The sequence below is a fragment of the Cupriavidus sp. 30B13 genome (assembly GCF_049059565.2).
Classification (GTDB): domain Bacteria; phylum Pseudomonadota; class Gammaproteobacteria; order Burkholderiales; family Burkholderiaceae; genus Cupriavidus.
Genome location: NZ_CP188223.1, coordinates 3,434,315 through 3,455,514, shown reverse-complemented (window position 1 = coordinate 3,455,514; position 21,200 = coordinate 3,434,315). Strand labels below are relative to the sequence as shown.

The window sequence follows — 21,200 nt, the reverse complement described above, 5'->3', positions numbered from 1 at the left end:
CGCCATGCCGCAGGTTCATCCCGCTTCCGCTTCTTCTTCCGCCTCCTCTGCCGCCTCCGCTTCCCCCGGCGCGCCGGCGGCCGCGGCCGCCGCGCCGGCGCGCCGCCATCCCTGGCTGGCGCCGCTGGCGCCGGTCTCGCCGCGCGCGCGCTGGACCCTGGGGCTGCTGTTCTTCGTGCTGTTCTTCGGCGCGTGGGCGGCGGTGACCCTGGGCGGCATGGTGCCGCGCACTTTCCTGGCCGATCCCCTCACCATGGCGCGCGAAGGCGTGCTGCTGTTCGCCGAGTACAACTTCATCGGCGACATCGGCATGACCGTGTGGCGCGTGCTGGGCGGCTTCGTGCTGGCCGCCGCGCTGGCCGTGCCGCTGGGCATCTTCATGGGCGCGTACAAGGCGGCCGAGGCGTTCTTCGAGCCGTTCGTGTCGTTCTGCCGCTACCTGCCGGCCTCGGCCTTCATTCCGCTGCTGATCCTGTGGGCCGGCATCGGCGAGGCGCAGAAGGTGCTGGTGATCTTCATCGGCTCGTTCTTCCAGATCGTGCTGATGGTGGCGGTGACCGTGGGCGGCGCGCGCCGCGACCTGGTGGAGGCGGCCTACACGCTGGGCGCCACCAGCAGCGGCATCGTGCGGCGCGTGCTGATCCCGGGCGCGGCGCCCGAGATCGCCGAGATCCTGCGCCTGGTGCTGGGCTGGGCCTGGACCTACGTGATCGTGGCCGAGCTGATCGGCTCGTCGTCCGGCATCGGCCACATGATCACCGACAGCCAGGCGCTGCTCAACACCGGGCAGATCATCTTCGGCATCATCGTGATCGGCTGCATCGGCCTGGTGTCCGATTTCGCCTTCAAGCTGGCCAACCGGCGGCTGTTCCCGTGGAGTTCGATCAAATGAGCGCGCTGTCCATCCAGCAGGTCTCGCGTACCTTCGCCGATCCGCGCGGCGGCCAGACCGTGGCCCTGCAGCCCACGGATTTCGACGTGGCGGACAACGACTTCGTCACCATCCTCGGGCCCTCCGGCTGCGGCAAGTCCACGCTGCTGCGCATCGTCGCCGGGCTCGACGCGCCCACCACCGGGCGCGTGCTGCTCGACGGCCAGCCGGTCACCGGCCCCGGCGCCGAGCGCGGCATGGTGTTCCAGTCGTACACGCTGTTTCCGTGGCTGACCATCGAGCAGAACGTGCGCTTCGGCCTGCGCGAGCGCGGCATGAGCGCGGCCGAGCAGCGCGAGCGCAGCGACTTCTTCATCCAGCGCGTGGGCCTGCGCGGCTTCGAGCACCATTTCCCCAAGCAGCTCTCGGGCGGCATGCAGCAGCGCACGGCCATCGCGCGGGCGCTCGCCAACGACCCCAAGATCCTGCTGCTCGACGAACCGTTCGGCGCGCTCGACAACCAGACCCGCGTGCTGATGCAGGAGCTGTTGCTGGGCATCTGGGAGGCGTCGCGCAAGACCGTGCTGTTCGTCACGCACGATATCGACGAGGCCATCTTCATGGCCAACCGCGTGGCGGTGTTCTCGGCGCGGCCCGGCCGCATCAAGCGCACCGTCGAGGTGGACTTCCCGCACCCGCGCCACTACACCATCAAGACTTCGCCCGGGTTCTCCGAGCTCAAGGCCGTGCTGACCGAGGAAATCCGCGCCGAAGCGATGGCCTCGGCCGGGCACTGACGCCATGAAAGCCGCCACCCCCGCCCGCCGCGGCGTGCCCGACGCCATGCCCGCCGCGCTGTACCGGCAGGTCAAGGAGTACATCGCGCGCCAGATCCAGAGCCGCGCGTGGCAGCCGGGCGACCGCGTGCCGTCCGAGCAGGAACTGGTGACCCGCTTCGGCGTCTCGCGCATGACGGTCAACCGCGCGCTGCGCGAGCTGGCCGAGCAGGGCAGGGTGGTGCGCGTGGCCGGCGTGGGCACCTTCGTGGCCGAGCACAAGCCGCAGTCCACGCTGCTCAGCGTGGTCAACCTGCAGGACGAGATCCGCCTGCGCGGCCACGACTACGCCTGCGACGTGATGCTGGTGGAGCGCGTGGCCGCCTCTACCGAGGTGGCCGCCGCGCTCGACCTGCGCACCGGCGAATCGGTGTTCCACTCGGTGTGCGTGCACCGCGAGGACGGCGTGCCGGTCCAGCTCGAAGACCGCTATGTGAACCCGCGCGTGGCGCCGGATTTCATCAACCAGGATTTTGCCGCGGCCAGCGCCATGAAGCCCGGCGAGTACCTGCTGCGCCATGTGCCGTACGACCAGATCGAACACGTGGTGGACGCGATCGCCGCCACGCCCGAGCAGGCCGCGCGGCTGGAAATGCCCGGCAACCAGCCCTGCCTGCTGCTGACCCGCCGCACCTGGACCGGCGGCACGCCCGTTACCTTCGTGCGCTGCCTGCACCCAGGCAACCGCTATCGCCTCGGCAGCCGCTTCCGCGCCGACGGCAACCCGGCCTTCGGCTGACCCGCCGGACGCCGGCATTGCGCGGCCGGACGACGCCATGCCGCGCGCGGCCGCATAGACAGGAGCAGATCAATGACAGACACCAGCACCGATATCAGCACCAGGCCAGCCGCCGCCCGCCCGCTGCTGACCCTGCAGCCCGGCGCCGTCACGCTGGCCGAGCTGCGCCGCATCCACCGCGGCGAAGTGCGCCTGGCGATGGACGATGCCGCGTGGGCCGGCGTGCGCGCCGCGCAGGCCACCGTGCAGGACATCATCGACGCCGACGCCGTGGTCTACGGTATCAACACCGGTTTCGGCAAGCTCGCGCAGACGCGCATCCCGCACGACAAGCTGGCCGACCTGCAGCGCAACCTGGTGCTGTCGCACAGCGTGGGCACCGGCGCCGACCTCGCGCCCGACACCGTGCGCCTGATCCTCGCCATCAAGGCCGTGAGCCTGGCGCGCGGCCACTCCGGCATCCGCCCCGAGATCATCGAGGCGCTGCTGGCGCTGGCCAACCACGGCGTGACGCCGTGCATCCCCGCCAAGGGCTCGGTCGGCGCCTCGGGCGACCTGGCGCCGCTGGCGCATCTGTCGTGCACGCTGATCGGCGTGGGCGAGGTGATGATCGGCGGCCAGCGCCGCCCCGCCGCCGAAGGGCTGGCCCATGCCGGGCTGGCGCCGTTCACGCTGGGCCCCAAGGAAGGCCTGGCGCTGCTCAACGGCACCCAGGTCTCCACCGCGCTGGCGCTGGCCGGCCTGTTCGCCGCCGAGGACCTGCTGGCCGCCGGCCTGGTGGCGGGCGCGCTCTCGCTGGAAGCCATCAAGGGCTCGGTCAAGCCGTTCGACGCGCGCATCCACGCCGCGCGCGGCCAGCCCGGCCAGATCGCCGTGGCCGGCGCGGTGCGCGCGCTGCTCGACGGCAGCCGCATCGTCGATTCGCACCAGCAATGCGGCCGCGTGCAGGACCCGTATTCGATCCGCTGCCAGCCGCAGGTGATGGGCGCGTGCCTGGACAACCTGCAGCACGCCGCGCGCGTGCTCGGCATCGAGGCCAACGCCGCCTCGGACAATCCGCTGGTGTTCCCCGGGCAGGGCGACGTGATCTCCGGCGGCAACTTCCACGCCGAGCCGGTCGCTTTCGCCGCCGACATCATCGCGCTGGCGATCGCCGAGATCGGCGCCATCTCCGAGCGCCGGCTCGCGCTGCTGCTCGACACCGGCCTGTCCGGCCTGCCGCCGTTCCTGGTGCGCGACGGCGGCCTCAACTCCGGCTTCATGATCGCGCAGGTCACCGCCGCCGCGCTGGCCTCCGAGAACAAGTCGCTGGCGCATCCGGCCAGCGTCGACAGCCTGCCCACCTCCGCCAACCAGGAGGACCACGTGTCGATGGCCACCTACGGCGCGCGCCGCCTGGGCGAGATGGCGGAAAACACCGCGGTGGTGGTCGGCATCGAAGCGATGGCCGCCGCGCAGGGCATCGAATTCCATCGCCCGCTGCAGTCTTCCCCGCTGATCGAAAGCGAGATCGCGCGCATCCGCGCGCGCGTGGCCTTCGTCGACGGCGACCGCTATCTCGCGCCCGACATCGAGGCGATGAAGCAGTGGGTCACGCAGGGCGACGCGGGCGCGGGCTGGCCGGAGGCGGTGCGGGCGGTGCTGCCGTCGCATGCCTCGTGAAACCATCGGCTTCGCTTCCGGTGGCGCCTGGCCGGCTCCCCCCGAAGCGACACATTCGAAATTACCGCAGCGCAGCCTGACACCGGACATGCAGGAGAACCAGAGATGAACGCCAACGAACACCAATTCACCGAGGCCGCCCGGCGCGGCCGCCGCGAGATCCGCGCGCCGCGCGGCACCGAGCTGCACTGCAAGAACTGGCTGATCGAAGCCGCCTACCGCATGATCCAGAACAACCTGGACCCGGACGTGGCCGAGCGCCCGCAGGATCTGGTGGTGTACGGCGGCATCGGCAAAGCCGCGCGCAACTGGGAGTGCTTCGACGCCATCCTCGACAGCCTGCGCCGCCTCGGCGAGGACGAGTCGCTGCTGGTGCAGTCCGGCAAGCCGGTCGGCGTGTTCCGCACGCATGCCGACGCGCCGCGCGTGCTGATCGCCAACTCCAACCTGGTGCCGCACTGGGCCACCTGGGACAAGTTCAACGAGCTCGACCGCGCCGGCCTGATGATGTACGGCCAGATGACCGCCGGCTCGTGGATCTACATCGGCACGCAGGGTATCGTGCAGGGCACCTACGAGACCTTCGTCGAGGCCGGCCGCCAGCACTACGGCGGCGACCTCGCCGGCAAGTGGATCCTGACCGCCGGGCTCGGCGGCATGGGCGGCGCGCAGACGCTGGCCGGCGTGCTGGCCGGCGCGTGCGTGCTGGCCATCGAATGCCAGGAGTCGCGCATCGATTTCCGCCTGCGCACGCGCTATGTGGACAAGAAAGCCACCACCATCGACGAAGCGCTGGCGATGATCGAGGAGGCCACGCGCAACCGGCAGGCCATCTCGGTCGGCCTGCTCGGCAACGCCGCCGAGATCATGCCGGAACTGGCCAGGCGCGCGCAGGCCGGCGGCATGCGACCGGACATCGTCACCGACCAGACTTCCGCGCACGATCTCGTCAACGGCTACCTGCCCGAAGGCTGGAGCGTGCCGCAATGGGAAGCCGCGCGCACGGCCGATCCGAAGTCCGTCGAGGCCGCCGCCAGGGCATCCATCGTCAAGCACGTCGACGCCATGCTGGCGTTCCAGCAGATGGGCGTGCCCACGCTGGACTACGGCAACAATATCCGCCAGGTCGCGTTCGACGAAGGCGTGCGCAACGCCTTCGACTTCCCGGGTTTCGTGCCGGCCTATATCCGCCCGCTGTTCTGCCGCGGCAAGGGCCCGTTCCGCTGGGTGGCGCTGTCGGGCGACCCCGAGGACATCTACAAGACCGACGCCAGGATGAAGGAGCTGTTCCCCGAGGACCGCCACCTGCACCGCTGGCTCGACATGGCGCGCGAGCGCATCGCCTTCCAGGGCCTGCCCGCGCGCATCTGCTGGGTGGGACTGGACGAGCGCCACCGCGCCGGCCTGGCGTTCAACGAGATGGTGAAGAACGGCGAGCTCAAGGCACCGGTGGTGATCGGCCGCGACCACCTGGATACCGGCTCGGTCGCCAGCCCCAACCGCGAGACCGAAGCCATGCGCGACGGCTCCGACGCGGTCTCCGACTGGCCGCTGCTCAACGCGCTGCTCAATACCGCGGGCGGCGCCACCTGGGTCAGCCTGCATCACGGCGGCGGCGTCGGCATGGGGTTCTCGCAGCATGCCGGCGTGGTGATCGTGTGCGACGGCACCGACGCCGCGGCCAGGCGCATCGAGCGCGTGCTGTGGAACGATCCGGCCACCGGCGTGATGCGCCATGCGGACGCGGGCTACCAGAGCGCCATCGACTGCGCGCACGAGAAGGGCCTCCACCTGCCGATGCTGCCGATGCTGCCGAAGGGGCAGGGCGCATGAGCGGCGCCCGGCGCTTCTCGCTCGCCGCGCTGGCGCCGCAGCCGTGGAAGAACGGCGGCGGCGTCACGCGCGAGATCGCGGCCTTCCCGCCTGGCGCCGGCATGGACACGTTCCAGTGGCGCGTGAGCGTGGCGGACATCGCCGCCGACGGCCCGTTCTCGGCCTTCCCCGGCGTCGACCGCCAGATCGTGCTGCTCGGCGGCGCCGGCGTGCGCCTGCTGGCCGACGACGGCAGCTTCGACCACCGGCTCGACAAGGTCGGCGTGCCATTCGCCTTCGCCGGCGAACGCGGCGTGCAGGCCACGCTGGTCGCCGGCGCCACGCGCGATTTCAACGTGATGACGCGCCGCGGCCAGTGCCGCGCCCGCGTGGCCGCGCAGCATGGCGATTTCACGCTCGAGCCCGGCACGGATGCCGTGCTGGTGTTTGTCATCGAGGGCGCCTGGCATAGCGGCGGCGAGGGCCTAGCCGCCGGCGACGGCCTGCTGTTCGCCGAAGGCGTGGCCGCCGCGCGGCAGGTGCGCGCCGCGGCGGGAGCCGCGCTTTGCCTGTGCGTCACCCTCGTCATGGAGAATTCCCGATGAATCAGAATCCGGCGCAGGCCACCCCGGCCGACGGCGTCTGGCACCGCTGCCACCTGCTGCCCGATGCCGATCCCGCCAATGCCATCCGCGACGCGGCGCTGGTCGTGCGGGATGGCCGCATCGCGTGGCTCGGCGCGCTCGCCGAACTGCCTGCCGACTACGCCGGCCTGCCGCGCCACGACGCCGGCAACGCGTGGATCACGCCCGGCCTGGTCGACTGCCACACGCACCTGGTCTACGGCGGCCAGCGCGCCGACGAATTCGCCATGCGCCTGGCCGGCGCCGGCTACGAAGAGATCGCGCGCGCCGGCGGCGGCATCGTCTCCACCGTGCGCGCCACGCGCGCGGCCGACGAAGACACGCTGTTCGCGCTCGCCGCCGCGCGCCTGGCGCCGCTGCTGGCCGAGGGCGTGACCGCGATCGAGATCAAGTCCGGCTACGGCCTGGACCTCGCCACCGAGCGCAGGCAGCTGCGCGTGGCGCGCCGCCTGGGCGAGGCCTTCGGCGTGACGGTGCACACCACCTTCCTCGGCGCGCACGCGCTGCCGCCGGAATACGCGGACCGCGCCGACGACTACATCGCGCTGGTGTGCGACACCATGATGCCGGCGCTGGCCGGGGAAGGGCTGGTCGACGCGGTGGACGCCTTCTGCGAGTCGGTCGGCTTCAGCCTGAAGCAGACGGAGCGCGTGTTCGAGGCCGCGGCGCGCCACGGCCTGCGCGTCAAGCTCCACGCCGAGCAGCTCAGCAACCTGGGCGGCAGCGTGCTGGCCGCGCGCCACCGCGCGCTGTCCGCCGACCACCTGGAGCACCTGGACGAAGCGGGCGTGGCCGCCATGGCCGAATCCGGCACGGTGGCGGTCCTGCTGCCCGGCGCCTATTATTTCCTGCGTGACACCAACCTGCCGCCGCTCGCATTGCTGCGCCGGCACGGCGTGCCGATGGCGATTTCCACCGACCACAATCCCGGTACCTCGCCGGTCACTTCGCTGCTGCTGATGATGAATATGGCGTGCACCCTGTTCAGGATGACCGTGCCGGAAGTCCTGGCCGGCGTCACCCGGCACGCCGCGCGCGCGCTCGGCGCGGCGGACCGCCACGGCATCCTGGCGGCCGGGCGCGGCGCCGACTTCGTGCTGTGGCGGGTCGAATCCCCCGCCGAGCTGGCCTACTGGTTCGGCCGCAATCCGGCCGCGGCGGTAGTGCGGCAAGGCCGGCTATATCGCGCGGTGGGAGGACGGGCATGAACGCCGGAACCCTGTTTGCCACCGAGGCGCTGCTGCCCGCCGGCTGGGCGCGCAACGTCCTGTTCCAGTGGGATGGCACGGGCACCCTGGTGACGGTGCGGCCCGATGCGGGCGCCGCGGATGCCGCCGGCGTGCCGCACGCGGCCGGTCCGGTGCTGCCCGGCATGCCCAACCTGCATTCGCACGCGTTCCAGCGCGGCTTCGCCGGGCTGACCGAGTACCGCAGCGAGCCGGCCGGCGACGGCGGCCAGAGCGATTCCTTCTGGAGCTGGCGCAAGCTGATGTACCGCTTCGCGCTGCGGCTGTCGCCCGATACGCTGGAAGCCATCGCCACCCAGCTCTACGTGGAGATGCTGCGCGCCGGCTATACCAGCGTGTGCGAGTTCCACTACGTGCACCACGGCGAGGACGGCAAGCCCTACGCCGAGCCGGCCGAGATGTCGCTGCGCCTGCTGCGCGCGGCCCGGAATGCCGGCATCGGTATCACGCTGCTGCCGGTGCTGTACCAGACCGCCGGCTTCGGCGGCAAGCCCGCGCTGGCCGACCAGCGCCGCTTCCTCCACCAGACCGGCGCCATGCTCGACCTGCTCGCGCGGCTGGCCCCGCATTGCCACGGACAGGCCCGCCTCGGGCTGGCCCCGCACTCGCTGCGCGCGGTGCCGCCGGAAAGCCTGGCCGAAGCCGTGGCCGGCCTGCGCGCGATGGACGCGCAGGCGCCGGTGCATATCCACATCGCCGAGCAGCAGCGCGAGGTGGACGAGTGCATCACCCTCACTGGCACGCGCCCGGTGGCCTGGCTGCTCGACCACGCCGAGGTGGACGCGCGCTGGTGCCTGGTGCATGCCACCCACATGGACTGGGACGAACGGCGCCGCCTGGCCCACAGCGGCGCGGTGGCCGGCATCTGCCCCACCACGGAGGCCAACCTCGGCGACGGCGTGTTCGACGCCGCGCCCTACCTGGCCCAGGGCGGCGCGTGGGGCATCGGCTCGGACAGCCACGCCAGCGTCAGCGTGGCCGAAGAGCTGCGGCTGTTCGAATACGGCCAGCGCCTCGGCCTGCAGCGCCGCAACGTGCTGGCCTCCGATACCCACCACCAGGTGGCCGACCGCCTTTACCTCGACGCCGCGGCCGGCGGCGCGCGCGCCTCGGGCCGCGCCATCGGCGCGCTGGCGGTGGGGCAGCAGGCGGATTTCGCCGTGCTCGACGGCGCCCACCCGGCGCTGGCCGGCCTTCCCGGCAGCCAGGCGCTGGCCGTCCACGTGTTCGCCAACCACGGGCATGAGACACTAGCGGAAGTCCGCACCGCCGGCCGCATCCGCGTGCAGCATGGCGCTCACCCGCTGCAGCCGCAGGCGGGAGAGCGCTTCTCCGCCGCCCGCGCCAGCCTGCTGACCGACTGAATTCCGGCGCCGTCGCGCGCCCGGATGCTTGACACGACAAGCATCCGGGCGCCGCAGCGCGAGGATGGAAGCCGTACCTTTTCGCGTACCCGTTGCAAACCGTTGCAAACAGAACGATATGTCCTTCTCTACCGATACCCCCGCCTTCACGCTCCATCGCGGCACGCGCCCGCTGCTGGTGTCGATGCCCCACGTCGGCACCTACCTGCCGGCCTCGGTCTCCGGCCGCCTCACCGCCGAGGCGCGCACCGTGCCCGACACCGACTGGCACCTCGAACGCCTCTACGATTTCGCGCGCGAACTGGGAGCCTCCATCCTCGTGGCCACGCACTCGCGCTACGTGGTCGACCTGAACCGCCCGCCCGACAACGCCAACCTCTATCCCGGCCAGGACACCACCGGCCTGTGCCCGGTCGACACCTTCGACAAGACCCCGCTCTACGCCGACGCCATCCTGCCCGCCGACGACGAGATCGCCGCGCGGCGCGAAGCGGTCTGGCGCCCGTACCACACGGCGCTGGCCGAGGAACTCGCCCGCCTGCGCGCCGCGCACGGCACCATCGCGCTGTGGGACGCGCACTCGATCCGCTCGGTGCTGCCACGCTTCTTCGAGGGCAAGCTGACGGACTTCAATCTCGGCACCGCCAACGGCGCCAGCTGCGACGCGGCGCTGGCCGGCCAGTTGCTGGACATCGCCAGCGCCGTGCCGGGCCACACCGCGGTGCTGAACGGGCGTTTCAAGGGCGGCTATATCACGCGCCAGTACGGCGCGCCTGCGCAAGGCGTGCATGCCGTGCAGCTTGAGCTGACGCAGTCGGCGTATATGAGTGAGGTTTATCCGTTTGCCTATGAGGAAGCGCTGGCTACGCGGATTCAGCCTGCATTGAGGGTGATGTTGGAGACGGTGTTGGGGTTTGTCGAGGGGCGGTGATTTTTTATTTGTATTTTTATTAAAGTCAGGGTCTTAAAGACAAAGTCTTAACGTCAAAATCTTTAAAATCAAAGTCAAAGGCTTTCGCTCCCCCGGAGCGACCTACTTTCTTTTTTCCGAAAAGAAAGTAGGCAAAGAAAGCGGACTGCCTGGCCGGCAGGGGCAGAAACATTGGGATTACTGGTGTTAATGGTTTCGTGGTGGGGCCTGTGGTTCTGCTGGCATGCTGCCGTTACCGGTGCGGGCGGCCACTAAACTGCGGGTTTTGTTGGTTTCGGGGTCAGACCTATGATGGCGGGCGCACTGCTTGTTCTGCCATCTGCCGTTACCGGTTTTGGCGGCCACGACGTAGCACCCTCATGGTTTCGTGGTGGGCGTGGTGGACCGGGGCGCGGGTGTGCCGGGCTCGTCTCAAGCCGGGGCCACCGCGCCCACCACGAAACCAGTGCCGTGCCTATGACTTGGCATCCGCTCCGGTCGCGGCAGCAGCCTGAACTACCTGGGCCTACGCCATCATGCAGCGCCACCACGAATCCAGCGCCGCTCGCAGAATAGTGGCCGCCAAAACCGGTAACGGCAGGATACTAGCAGAACTACAGGCCCCACCACGAAACCACCAACAACCAGAAACCCCAACGTTTCTGCCCCTGCCGGCCAGGCAGTCCGCTTTCTTTGCCTACTTTCTTTTCGGAAAAAAGAAAGTAGGTCGCTCCGGGGGAGCGAAAGCCTTTGACTTTGAATTTAAGACTTTTATTTTAATATTTTGAATTTAAAGTTAAATAAAATAAATTGGTAAGTATCAAAACATAAAATATAAAATCCAACAAAAAATCACCCCTCCCCCTACAACAACGAATCCGCCAACCGGCAAAGATTCTGCCAAGTCCGCCGCCGCAGCGGCCGCCGCTGCCAAGCGGCCCGTTCCACCTGCACACTGTGGCAAAAGTACCGCTCCTGAATCTCCCGCATGCGCGCCACGACGGCCCGGTCGTAGATGACCAGCGCGGCTTCCGCGTTGAGCGCGAACGATCGGATGTCCATGTTGGTCGATCCCACCATCGCGACTTCGTCGTCGATGGTGACGTGCTTGGCATGCAGGAAGGCCGGCTGGTACAGGTGGATCTGCACGCCCGCGTCCAGCAGCGCGCCGAAGTAGGCTTCCTGCGCGGCCTGCGTGAAGCGCTGGTCGATCCGTTGCGACAGCACCAGGTGCACGGCCACGCCGCGGTAGCAGGCCAGTTGCAGCGCTTGCAGGAAGGCTTCGTCGGGGACGAAATAGGGCGTCGTGATGACGACGCGTTCGCGCGCGCGGTGGATCATGCTGACCAGCGCCATCTGCGCGTTCTGCGTGCCGTAGCCGGGGCCGCTGGGCAGCATCTGCGCGGTGTGCGCGCCGGTGGCCTGGGGCGGCGGGAAATTCTCCGCGATGAAGCCGCCGTTGGCGGTCTCGCCGGTTTCCAGGTAGCGGTCGGCCAGGAACACCGCCTGCAACTGCGTCACCACCGGGCCGGTCACGCGCGCCACCAGTTCTTCGTTGGGCAGGCCGGGCATGGATTCGGCGTCGATCACGTTCTGCGAGCCGATGTAGCCGATGCGGCCGTCCACCACCAGGATCTTGCGGTGGTTGCGCAGGTCGAAGCGCGCGCTCTTGCCCTTGAGCACGGCGGAGAGCGAGCGCATCGGCAGGGCCTGCACTACTTCCACGCCGCCCCGGCGCAGTTCGTCCGCGTACGCGCGCCAGCCGGCGCGGGCGCCGAGCGCATCCACCAGCAGGCGGCATTGCACGCCACGCGCGGCGGCGCGCAGCAGGGCGTCGGTGAAGGCGCGCGCGGTGGCGTCGGCGGCGTAGATGTAGACCAGCAGGTGGACCTGGCGCGCGGCGCCGTCGATGTCGGCGATCATGCGCGCGACCACGGTGCCGTAGCTGTCCATCAGTTCCACCGCATTGCCGCGCATGGGCCAGTAGGAGCCGAGCCGCTCGATCAGGCCGGCGGCGTCGGCGGACACGCCGGCGGGCAGCGGCTGCGCCGGCGCGAAGCGCTCGAGCGGACCGCGCACGCGCTCGATGCCCTGGTTGATGCGCGCGAGCTTGAGGCGGCGCGACTTCGGATAGTAGATGCGGCCGAACAGCGCATACAGCAGCAGGCCCAGCCACGGCAGGAAGAAGATCAGCAGCAGCCAGGTGCGCGCCGCCGCCGGCGCGCGGCGCTGCGGCACGTAGACCAGCATGGCCAGGCGGATCAGCCATTCGGCCAGCGTGAACAGCCACGGCCATCCCGAGGACAGGCCGGCGGCCACGGCATCGGGCAGCGCGGCCAGCCAGACGGCGGGCACGGTGGGGGAGAGCAAGGCGGGCAGTGAGGACAGCGGTGACAAGGATGGCGGCATGCGGCTCGTAGCGCCCGGCTGGCGACGTTCGACGGAGCGCCAACCATACCAGAGCCGCGCGGCGGCGGGATGCGGACATTTCCGCTATTGCCGCGCCGCGCGTTGCCGGCTCTTTGGTCCGCTCTTGGTCCGTTCTTTGCCCGTTCTTTGCCCGCTCTCCGGCTTGCTCTTCGGCCCGCGCTTGCCGGCCCCGGCCTATTTCTTCGTCACGTCCTTGCGCGCCTTGCTGCCGGTGGCCTTGTTGTAGCGCTCCACGTATTCCTCGAACAGCTTGCGGATCGAGCGGCCGATCTTGACGTAGTCGGACTCGTTCAGGTTGGCCAGCGACACGCGTCCGGACGGGTGGCGCGTGCCGAAGCCGCGCCCGGGCAGCAGCACCACGCCGGCCTCCTCGGCCAGGCGGAACAGCAGCTCGACCGGCTCGGCCGAGCTGAGCACCCATTTGACGAAGTCCGGGCCGATGGCCTTGCCGCCGAGCTGCTCGATGTCGAGCAGCGTGTAGTAGTCCACCGCGTTGGGGTCGCCGTCCTGCGGCGCGATGCCGATCTCGCGGTACAGCGCCGCCTTGCGGCTGCGGATCAGCCGCTTCATCGCCTGTTTGTAGTTGTCGGGCGTGTCCATCAGCGAGAACAGCGAGAACAGCACCATCTGCACCTGCTGCGGCGTGGACAGCCCCGCCGTGTGGTTCAGCGCCACCGTGCGGCTGTCGGCCACCAGGCGGTCGATGAACTTGAGCTTGTCGGGCTCGGTGGTGATCGAGCTGTAGCGCTTGTGCAGGCCGTCGCGCTGCGCCTTGGGCAGCTTGGCGATCTGCGCGTCGAACACATTGTCCTGGTGGGTGGCGATGACGCCCAGGCGCCAGCCGGTGGCGCCGAAGTACTTGGAGAACGAGTACACCAGGATGGTGTTCTTCGGGCACATGGCGAACAGCGAGACGAAGTTGTCGGCGAAGGTGCCGTACACGTCGTCGGTCAGGATGATGAGGTCGGGCCGCTCCTCCACGATCGAGGCCAGGTATTCCAGGCTTTCGTCGCTCATGCGCACCGAGGGCGGGTTGCTCGGGTTGACCAGGAAGAAGGCCTTGACCTTGGGGTCGCGCAGCTTGTCCAGTTCCTTGTTGGAGTATTGCCAGCGCTGGTTCGGATCGGCGTCGACGGACAGCTCCACCAGCTGGTAGTCGTTGAGCTCGGGGATCTCGATGTACGGCGTGAAGATCGGCATGCCCAGCGCGATGGTGTCGCCGGCCTTGAGCAGGTGGTTCTCGCGGATGGTGTTGAACAGGTAGGTCATGGCCGCGGTGCCGCCTTCCACCGCGAACAGGTCGAACTTGCCCGTGAACGGGTGGTCGCCGATCATCTCCTTGCGGATGTACTGCGCCACGATCTTCTCGGACAGCCTGAGCATGCGGTCCGGCACCGGGTAGTTGCAGGCCAGGATGCCCTCGCACATCTCGTAGAGGAAATCGCCCGCGCTCAGGCCGAGCTGGTCGCGCACGTAGGACACCGCGCCGGCCAGGAACTTCACGCCCGGCGTGTCGGCGCTCTCGCGCGCGAACAGGTCGAAGCGCTCGCTGATGCCTTCGCGGCGCGGAAAGCCGCCCACGCCTTCGGGCAGGAAGGAGAACGAGCGCTCCGATTCGCGCATGGCGAACAGGCCGAGCTGCCAGAAGGCGTGGCGCGGCACCGTGGCCAGGAAGTTGGGGTTGCCGCGCCCGGCGTTGAGCATGTGCCGGTCGGCGTCGCTGCCGGCCAGCTTGATGAGCTCGTCCTTCAGTTCGAATGGCGACAGGCTCGACAGCTTGGAAAGGTCAGGTTTGGTCATCACTTGCTCCAGGTAAGGCTGGTTGGCGAGGGACCGCGCCGGCCGGCGCCGGTGCGCGGGCGGTGTCGGGGTCCGGAAAGCGGAACGGCAAGGCGGAACGGAAAAGGGCACGCGCGGCACACCTACACCAGGCCCACCACCAGCGGCCCCAGCAGGGTCAGCAGCACGTTGGCCAGCGCGTAGGTGATGGCGAACGGCACCGTCGGCACCGGGCTCTCGGCCTTCTCGAGGATGCCGCCGAAGGCCGGGTTGGCGCTGCGCGAACCCGACAGCGCGCCGGCCAGCAGCGCGGCGTTGTCGTACTTGAGCACGTAGCGCCCGAACAGCATGGTCAGGAACAGCGGCAGCAGCGTCACCACCGCGCCCAGCAGGAAGATGGTCAGCCCGCTTTGCCGCAGCGTGGTCACTGCCTGCAGGCCGGAGTTGATGCCGACGATGGCGACGAAGGCCGCCAGCCCGAAGTCCTTGAGCAACTGGCAGGCCGCGGTCGGCATGGCGCCGAACATGGGATGCTTGGAGCGCGCCCAGCCGAACACCAGGCCCGACAGCAGCGCGCCGCCGCCGGCGCCCAGGGTCAGCGGGATCGAGCCCACGCGCCACACCAGCAGGCCGATCAGCAGGCCCACCAGCACGCCGGCGCCGAAGTAGACGAAGTCCGTCTTCTCGCTCGGCACCAGTTCGTAGCCCGCGGCCTTGGCCGCGCGCGCGGTGTCGGCCGGCGTGCCGTAGAAGGTGATGATGTCGCCATGCTGCAGTTTCAGCTCGGGCAGGATCGGCAGCGGATGGTCATAGCGCTCCAGGTGTTCGATGTAGACGCCGTGGCGCTGCTCGCGCTCCACCATGCCGATGATCTCGGCAATCGACTTGTTGTTCATGTCCTTGTGCGTGAACACCGCGCGCCGCGTCTGCATCACCACGCCCATGCCTTCGGGTTCGGCCACTTCCTCGCCGATCACCAGCGCGGTGGGCACCATGGCGTCGCGCCGGCCCACCAGCAGCACCAGGTCGTCGGGCTGGAGCACCAGCTCTTGCGTGACCGCGAGCGCCTTGCCGCCGCGCATCACCTTCTCCACCGTGACGAGGTCCTCGCCGCGCGTCTCGATCTGCGCCACCGTCTTGCCGGCCGCGCCGGTCACGCGGAACACGCGCCCCACCAGCCGCGGCAGCGCGCCGCGCTGGCCCGGGCCGAACTGCGGCAGCCCGCCGTGCATGGCCGCCTCGACCTTCTTCGCATCGGTCTTCAGGTCCGTCTTCATGAAGCGCGGCAGGATGTTCACGCACACGATGATGGCGCCCAGCGAGCCGAACACGTAGGTCACGGCATAGCCGATCGCCACGTTGGACTGCAGCGTCTTGACCTCCGCGGGCGACAGCCCGAGCTTGGTGATGGCGTCCCCGGCCGTGCCGATGATGGCCGACTGCGTCATGCCGCCGGCAGCCAGCCCCGCGGCCAGGCCCTTGTCGAGGTGGAACAGCTTGGCCAGGATCACCACCGTGGCCAGCCCCACCACCGCCATGAAGATGGCCATGGCGATCTCGCGCAGCGAGCTGCGGTTGAGCGAGTTGAAGAACTGCGGCCCGCTCTCGTAGCCCACCGCGTAGATGAACACGGCGAACATCACCGCCTTGACGCCGTTGTCGATCTCCACGCCCACCTGGCTGATGACCACCGCCGCCAGCAGCGAGCCGGCCACGCCGCCCAGCTGGAACCGCCCGAAGGTGATCTTGCCGATCGCGTAGCCCACCGCCAGCGACAGGAACAGCGCCGCTTCAGGGGATTTCTGGAAGATGCCGTGCAACCATTCCATGCTGTGCTCCTGCTGCGTGATAAATCGGTCGGCTCCGCGCCGTGCCGCGCGCTCGCCGGTCGGTGCTGGCCCTCAGTGCGCCAGCGCGCCCGCCACCGCCACCGCGATCGGCCCCATCAGCGGCAGCAGGACATTGGAAATGGCATACGTGATGGTGTAGCCGATCACCGGCGTGCTGTTGCCGGCCGCGCCGGTCAGCGCCATGATGGCCGGCGTGCTGCATTGCTGGCCCGCCACCGCGCCCAGCAGGATCGGCGTCTCGATCTTCAGCCAGCGGCCGATCAGCAGCGACAGCGAGGCCGGCACCACCGAGATCAGCACGCCCGCCACCGGCAGCGCCAGGCCATAGGTCTTCACCAGCTTGATCGCATCCGGCCCGGCCGACAGGCCCACCGCCGCGATGAACGTGGCCAGCCCGAAATCCTTGAGGATCTCCGCCGCCGAGGAGGGCAGCGAGCCCATCAGCGGCAACCGCGCGCGCAGCCAGCCGAAGGCCAGGCCGGACACCAGGCAGCCGCCGCCGGTGCCCAGCGTCAGGTCCACGCTGCCCAGGCGCAGGTCGAGCCGGCCCAGCAGCATGCCGAGCAGCACGCCGATGCCGAGAAACACGAAATCCGTCTTGATGGTCGGCACCACGCGGTAGCCCAGCTCGGGCACCACGCGCTCCACCGCCTCCGACGGGCCGCTCAGGCTCAGCACGTCGCCGCGCTCGAGCACCGTGTCGGGCAGCGCCGGGATCGGGCGGCCCACGCGGCTGATGCCGTCGATGTACACGCCGCGGCCCAGCCCCACGCTGGCCATGCGGCGCAGCGCGGCCAGCGTCAGGCCGCTGATCTCGCGGCGCGCGAGCAGCACGTCCTGCTCCACCTGGGCCACCGTTTCCATGTCGGTGTCGCCGGCGGGATCGGCCAGTTCGGTGCCGGTGTCCTGCACGAAGCGCACCATCGCCTCGCGCCGGCCATAGGCCAGCACCACGTCGCCGGCGCGCAGCAATTCGCCGGGTTCCGGCTTGAAGGTCACGCCGTCGCGGCGCAGGCGCCGGACCGTGACGCCCAGCGAGACCGCCTGCTCGGCCTGCAGCACGGTGCGCCCTGCCCCGCCGCGCACTTCCAGCAGGCGTCCCACCAGCGGCGGCAGCGCGGCATACTGGCGCGCGCCCATGTCGCCTTCGCCGCCGAGCTTGTGCCACAGCGCGGCGGCGGCCTCGCGCAGGTCGATGCGCATCAGCCACGGCGCGATCTGGCTGGTGAACAGCACGATGGTGATCAGGCCGAACAGGTAGGTCACGCTATAGGCCGTGACGATATTGGTCTGCAGCTCGCGCACGCGCTCGGCGGACACGCCCAGGCGCGCAATGGCCTCCGACGCCGTGCCGATCACCGCCGACTCGGTTGCCGCGCCCGCCAGCAGCCCGGCCGCGGTGCCCTGGTCGAGGTTCAGCGCCACCACCGCCAGCGACATCAGCGCCAGCACCGTGGCCACTTCCACCAGCGACAGCAGCCCGATGCGCCAGCTGCGCGCCACGTTGGCGAAGAACTGCGGGCCGCCGGTGAAACCCAGCGCGAAGATGAACAGCGCGAAGAAGACGTTGCGCACGTCGGCGTCGAGCCGCGCGCCGCTCTGGCCGATCACCAGCGCGGCGATCAGGGTGCCGCAGATGCCGCCGAGCTGGAACGGCCCCACCTTGACCGCGCCCACGGCATGCCCCACGGCCAGCGCCAGGAACAGGGCGATCTCGGGTTGCGTGGCGAGCAGGTGGACGATGGCTTCCATGGAACGGCGCCGCGTTGCCGGCGGCGCGGGATGGCGTGGGCCATTATCACTGCCACAAGTTGGTGCGCGTGCTGAAAGCTTTTGTTTGTGATTTAAGCAGTATCGATGTGCGGCGGACGGCGCAGGGGATGCGCCGGTGCGTGGCGTGCGGCATGCGGCAGGAAAAGCCTGGGGCGGCAGGAGGGAAGGGCGGCCCGGGCAGGGCCCGGGCCTTGCCCGCTGCGGCGCGGCAGCGGGCCGGCCGGCGCCGTCAGGCGGCGCCGAGCAGCCCGCGCTGCGCGAGATTGCGGTAGAGCGCGCGCACGCCGAAGGTCCACGGCGCGATCTCCGTGCACAGGCCCACCGTGTTGACCAGCGCGCCGAGCGCGGGTGCGGAGATGGTCACCACGTCGCCGAGGTGGTGGGTGAAGCCGGCGCCGGGCGCATCGCGGTCCTTGATCGGCGAGAACATGGTGCCGAGGAACAGCATGAAACCGTCCGGATACTGGTGGTGGCGGCCGCAGGTCTGGGCGATGAGGTCGGCCGGGTCGCGGCTGATCTCGCTCATGTGGCTGATGCCGTCGAGCACGAAGCCGTCGCCGGCGCCCTCGACGCGCAGCGACACGCTTTCGCGGCGCACCGAGTCCAGCGTGAAGTGCTCGTCGAACAGCCGCACGAACGGGCCGATCGCGCACGAGCCGTTGTTGTCCTTGCACTTGCCCAGCAGCAGCGCGGAGCGGCCTTCGATGTCGCGCAGGTTGACGTCGTTGCCCAGCGTGGCGCCCACCGCCGTGCCGGCGCTGTTGACCGCCAGCACGATCTCCGGCTCGGGGTTGTTCCACACCGAGGCCGGATGCAGGCCGATGTCGGCGCCGAAGCCGACCGCCGACATCGGCTGCGATTTCGAGAACACCTCGGCGTCGGGCCCGATGCCGACCTCCATGTACTGCGACCACGCGCCGCGCCGCTCGAGTTCGGCCTTGAGCCGCCGGGCGGCCTCGGAGCCGGGCTCGATCTGCGACAGGTCGGTGCCGATCAGCGCGGTGATGGTCTCGCGCACGTCGCGCGCGCGGGCCGGGTCGCCGCCGGCCTGCTCCTCGATCACGCGCTCGATCAGGCTGACGGCGAAGGTGACGCCGCAGGCCTTGATGGCCTGCACGTCGCACGGCGCGAGCAGGCGCACGGGCGCGCCGGCGTCGCCCGCGAGCGCCGCCGCCAGCAGCGCCTGGGCGCTGCCGAGCGCTTCGCCGGGGGCATGGCGGACGATGCCGGCGGCGTCGGCGCGCTCGAACAGGTCGGCGGTGGTGGGCACGGTGGCGGTGATGTCGAAGACCTGGCCGCCGCGCACGGCGACCACGCAGGGGCCTTCGTGGCCGCCGGCGCGGCGCCAGACGCGGCCGGCCAGCAGCGCCTGGTCGAGGTCAGCGGGCAGGCAGGCGGAGGGAGAGAGAGTTCGCATGGGTCGGCAAGGAAGTCGGCAAGGAAGTCGGTCGTGGGGCGCCGTTGGCGGGCGTTCAGTGCGAGTGGCGCGGCTCGCCGCGTTCCTCGATCACCTTCAGGTACAGCGTGGCCGGCTCCAGGCAGCCGCCGGTGGACAGCTGGCCCACCAGCTTGCGGTACAGTTCCTGCCACGGCGTCTGCGACGGCGGCGCGGTGAAGGTGGCGTGCTCGCGGCGGCGCGCCAGCTCGTCCTCTGCCACCAGCAGGTTGACGCTGCGCGCGTTGAGGTCCACGCGGATGCGGTCGTTGGTGCGCAGCAGCGCCAGGCCGCCGCCCACCGCCGCCTCGGGCGACATGTTGAGGATCGAGGGGCTGGCCGAGGTACCGCTCTGGCGGCCGTCGCCCATGCACGGCAGCGAGGTGATGCCGCGCTTGACCATGTCGTCGGGCGGCGCCATGTTGACCACCTCCGAGCTGCCCGGATAGCCCACCGTGCCGCAGCCGCGGATCACCAGGATGCAGCGCTCGTCGATCTTCAGCGCGGGATCGTTGATGCGGGCGTGATAGTCCTCCGGCCCCTCGAACACGATCGCGCGCGCCACGAAGGTGTTCTCCGCGCCGGGCTCGCTCAGGTAGGTCTGGCGGAAGGCATCGCCCACCACCGACATCTTCATGATCGCGCTGTCGAAGAAATTGCCCGACAGCACGATGAAGCCGGCGCCGTGCTTGAGCGGCGCTTCGGCGGTGCGGATCACGTCGTGGTCGGCATCCGGCGCGGCGCCGGCAATGTCGCCGATCCGGCGGCCCGACACCGTCAGGCACTCGCGGCGCAGCAGCCCGGCCGCGTCGATCTGGCGCAGCACGGCCGGCACGCCGCCGGCGCGGTGGAAGCTCTCGCCGAGGTATTCGCCGGCCGGCATGCAGTTCACCAGCAGCGGCACCTGCTCGCCCACGCGCTGCCAGTCTTCCAGGCTCAGCTCGATGCCCATGTGGCGGGCGATGGCGATCAGGTGCGGCGGGCAGTTGCTGGAGGCGCCCAGCGCCGACGCCACCACGATGGCGTTCTCGAAGGCCGCGCGCGTCATGATGTGCGACGGCCGCACGTCCTCGCGCACGAGGTCGACGATGCGCTTGCCGGTGGCGTAGGCCATCTGCCCGCGCTCGCGGTAGGCCGCCGGGATGCTGGCGCAGCCCGGCAGCGACATGCCGAGCGCCTCGGCCAGGCTGTTCATCGACAGCGCGGTGCCCATGGTGTTGCAATGGCCGATCGACGGCGACGAAGCCGTGGTCAGCTCCATGAAGCCTTCGTAGTCGATCTCGCCGGCGGCCAGCAGGTTGCGCGCGTGCCAGATCACCGTGCCCGAGCCCACGCGCTTGCCCTGGTGCCAGCCGTCGAGCATCGGCCCGCCCGACAGCACGATGGCCGGCAGGTCGACCGTGGCGGCGGCCATCAGGCACGCGGGCGTGGTCTTGTCGCAGCCGGTGGTCAGCACCACGCCGTCGAGCGGGAAGCCGTGCAGGATTTCCACCAGGCCGAGATAGGCGAGGTTGCGGTCCAGCGCGGCGGTGGGGCGGCGGCTCTGCTCGGCCAGCGGATGCACCGGGAATTCCATCGGGATGCCGCCGGCGTCGCGGATGCCGGCCTTGGTGCGCTGCGCCAGCTCGATGTGGTGGCGGTTGCACGGCGCGAGGTCGCTGCCGGTCTGCGCGATGCCGATGATGGGCCGGCCCGACTGCAGCTCTTCCCGGGTCAGGCCGTAGTTCATGAAGCGCTCGACGTACAGCGCGGTCATGTCCGCGTGGGACGGGTCGTCGAACCAGTTCTGGCTGCGCAGCCGGCGCGGCGTGGATTGGGACATCTTGCTTGTCTCCGTGAGGATCTGTT

15 protein-coding genes are annotated in these 21,200 nt (G+C 69.9%); 9 read left to right on the top strand and 6 right to left on the bottom strand.

Going from position 1 to position 21,200, the window contains the following annotated elements:
- Positions 1-4 precede the first annotated feature (4 nt).
- The 9 genes from ACKI2N_RS15845 to hutG all read left to right on the top strand — a co-directional run bounded on the left by ACKI2N_RS15845 (position 5) and on the right by hutG (position 10,106).
- Positions 5-892, top strand: coding sequence for an ABC transporter permease (locus ACKI2N_RS15845; RefSeq protein ID WP_420993598.1), 888 nt, complete (start codon positions 5-7; stop codon positions 890-892).
- A complete protein-coding gene (locus ACKI2N_RS15840; RefSeq protein WP_420993599.1) occupies positions 889-1,668 on the top strand; it encodes an ABC transporter ATP-binding protein in 780 nt (259 codons plus the stop codon). The genes ACKI2N_RS15845 and ACKI2N_RS15840 overlap by 4 nt, the downstream gene beginning before the upstream one ends.
- Positions 1,669-1,672: 4 nt before the next feature.
- Positions 1,673-2,446 carry a histidine utilization repressor gene (hutC, locus tag ACKI2N_RS15835; protein ID WP_420993600.1) on the top strand — a complete coding sequence of 258 codons (774 nt, stop codon included), beginning with the start codon at positions 1,673-1,675 and terminating at the stop codon, positions 2,444-2,446.
- Positions 2,447-2,518: 72 nt separating this feature from the next.
- Positions 2,519-4,108, top strand: coding sequence for a histidine ammonia-lyase (gene hutH, locus ACKI2N_RS15830; protein WP_420993601.1), 1,590 nt, complete (start codon positions 2,519-2,521; stop codon positions 4,106-4,108).
- 105 nt (positions 4,109-4,213) lie between these two features.
- Positions 4,214-5,941, top strand: a complete 1,728-nt coding sequence (gene hutU, locus ACKI2N_RS15825; RefSeq protein WP_420993602.1) for a urocanate hydratase — start codon at positions 4,214-4,216, stop codon at positions 5,939-5,941.
- Positions 5,938-6,525, top strand: coding sequence for a HutD family protein (locus ACKI2N_RS15820; RefSeq protein ID WP_420993603.1), 588 nt, complete (start codon positions 5,938-5,940; stop codon positions 6,523-6,525). The genes hutU and ACKI2N_RS15820 overlap by 4 nt, the downstream gene beginning before the upstream one ends.
- Positions 6,522-7,772: an imidazolonepropionase gene (gene hutI / locus ACKI2N_RS15815; RefSeq protein ID WP_420993604.1), complete on the top strand. Its 1,251-nt coding sequence runs from the start codon at positions 6,522-6,524 to the stop codon at positions 7,770-7,772. Before ACKI2N_RS15820 ends, hutI begins: the two co-directional genes overlap by 4 nt.
- Positions 7,769-9,175: a formimidoylglutamate deiminase gene (locus ACKI2N_RS15810; protein ID WP_420993605.1), complete on the top strand. Its 1,407-nt coding sequence runs from the start codon at positions 7,769-7,771 to the stop codon at positions 9,173-9,175. Before hutI ends, ACKI2N_RS15810 begins: the two co-directional genes overlap by 4 nt.
- Positions 9,176-9,293: 118 nt before the next feature.
- Positions 9,294-10,106 carry an N-formylglutamate deformylase gene (gene hutG / locus ACKI2N_RS15805; protein WP_420993606.1) on the top strand — a complete coding sequence of 271 codons (813 nt, stop codon included), beginning with the start codon at positions 9,294-9,296 and terminating at the stop codon, positions 10,104-10,106.
- Positions 10,107-10,949: 843 nt separating this feature from the next.
- Here the strand turns inward: hutG and cls are convergent.
- The 6 genes from cls to ACKI2N_RS15775 all read right to left on the bottom strand — a co-directional run bounded on the left by cls (position 10,950) and on the right by ACKI2N_RS15775 (position 21,174).
- Positions 10,950-12,494, bottom strand: a complete 1,545-nt coding sequence (cls, locus tag ACKI2N_RS15800) for a cardiolipin synthase (protein WP_420993607.1) — start codon at positions 12,492-12,494, stop codon at positions 10,950-10,952.
- A 195-nt stretch (positions 12,495-12,689) separates the two neighbouring features.
- Positions 12,690-14,315, bottom strand: coding sequence for a bifunctional aspartate transaminase/aspartate 4-decarboxylase (locus ACKI2N_RS15795; protein ID WP_420993608.1), 1,626 nt, complete (start codon positions 14,313-14,315; stop codon positions 12,690-12,692).
- A 122-nt stretch (positions 14,316-14,437) separates the two neighbouring features.
- Positions 14,438-16,123 (bottom strand): aspartate-alanine antiporter, encoded by a 1,686-nt coding sequence (gene aspT, locus ACKI2N_RS15790; protein ID WP_420993609.1) that lies wholly within the window; start codon positions 16,121-16,123, stop codon positions 14,438-14,440.
- Positions 16,124-16,195: 72 nt separating this feature from the next.
- The gene (gene aspT / locus ACKI2N_RS15785; protein WP_420993610.1) at positions 16,196-17,896 is read right to left on the bottom strand and encodes an aspartate-alanine antiporter; all 1,701 of its coding nucleotides are present in this window, start codon (positions 17,894-17,896) and stop codon (positions 16,196-16,198) included.
- A 250-nt stretch (positions 17,897-18,146) separates the two neighbouring features.
- Positions 18,147-19,334 carry a fumarylacetoacetate hydrolase family protein gene (locus ACKI2N_RS15780; RefSeq protein ID WP_420993611.1) on the bottom strand — a complete coding sequence of 396 codons (1,188 nt, stop codon included), beginning with the start codon at positions 19,332-19,334 and terminating at the stop codon, positions 18,147-18,149.
- 55 nt (positions 19,335-19,389) lie between these two features.
- A complete protein-coding gene (locus ACKI2N_RS15775; RefSeq protein ID WP_420993612.1) occupies positions 19,390-21,174 on the bottom strand; it encodes an IlvD/Edd family dehydratase in 1,785 nt (594 codons plus the stop codon).
- Positions 21,175-21,200 lie beyond the last annotated feature (26 nt).

Coding starts and splice junctions, on each gene's coding strand:
- ACKI2N_RS15780 (WP_420993611.1), bottom strand. CDS start 19,334: ATGCGAACTCTCTCTCCCTCCGCCTGCCTGCCCGCTGACCTCGACCAG.
- cls (WP_420993607.1), bottom strand. CDS start 12,494: ATGCCGCCATCCTTGTCACCGCTGTCCTCACTGCCCGCCTTGCTCTCC.
- aspT (WP_420993609.1), bottom strand. CDS start 16,123: ATGGAATGGTTGCACGGCATCTTCCAGAAATCCCCTGAAGCGGCGCTG.
- hutU (WP_420993602.1), top strand. CDS start 4,214: ATGAACGCCAACGAACACCAATTCACCGAGGCCGCCCGGCGCGGCCGC.
- ACKI2N_RS15820 (WP_420993603.1), top strand. CDS start 5,938: ATGAGCGGCGCCCGGCGCTTCTCGCTCGCCGCGCTGGCGCCGCAGCCG.
- hutC (WP_420993600.1), top strand. CDS start 1,673: ATGAAAGCCGCCACCCCCGCCCGCCGCGGCGTGCCCGACGCCATGCCC.
- hutI (WP_420993604.1), top strand. CDS start 6,522: ATGAATCAGAATCCGGCGCAGGCCACCCCGGCCGACGGCGTCTGGCAC.
- aspT (WP_420993610.1), bottom strand. CDS start 17,896: ATGGAAGCCATCGTCCACCTGCTCGCCACGCAACCCGAGATCGCCCTG.
- ACKI2N_RS15840 (WP_420993599.1), top strand. CDS start 889: ATGAGCGCGCTGTCCATCCAGCAGGTCTCGCGTACCTTCGCCGATCCG.
- ACKI2N_RS15775 (WP_420993612.1), bottom strand. CDS start 21,174: ATGTCCCAATCCACGCCGCGCCGGCTGCGCAGCCAGAACTGGTTCGAC.
- hutG (WP_420993606.1), top strand. CDS start 9,294: ATGTCCTTCTCTACCGATACCCCCGCCTTCACGCTCCATCGCGGCACG.
- ACKI2N_RS15845 (WP_420993598.1), top strand. CDS start 5: ATGCCGCAGGTTCATCCCGCTTCCGCTTCTTCTTCCGCCTCCTCTGCC.
- hutH (WP_420993601.1), top strand. CDS start 2,519: ATGACAGACACCAGCACCGATATCAGCACCAGGCCAGCCGCCGCCCGC.
- ACKI2N_RS15795 (WP_420993608.1), bottom strand. CDS start 14,315: ATGACCAAACCTGACCTTTCCAAGCTGTCGAGCCTGTCGCCATTCGAA.
- ACKI2N_RS15810 (WP_420993605.1), top strand. CDS start 7,769: ATGAACGCCGGAACCCTGTTTGCCACCGAGGCGCTGCTGCCCGCCGGC.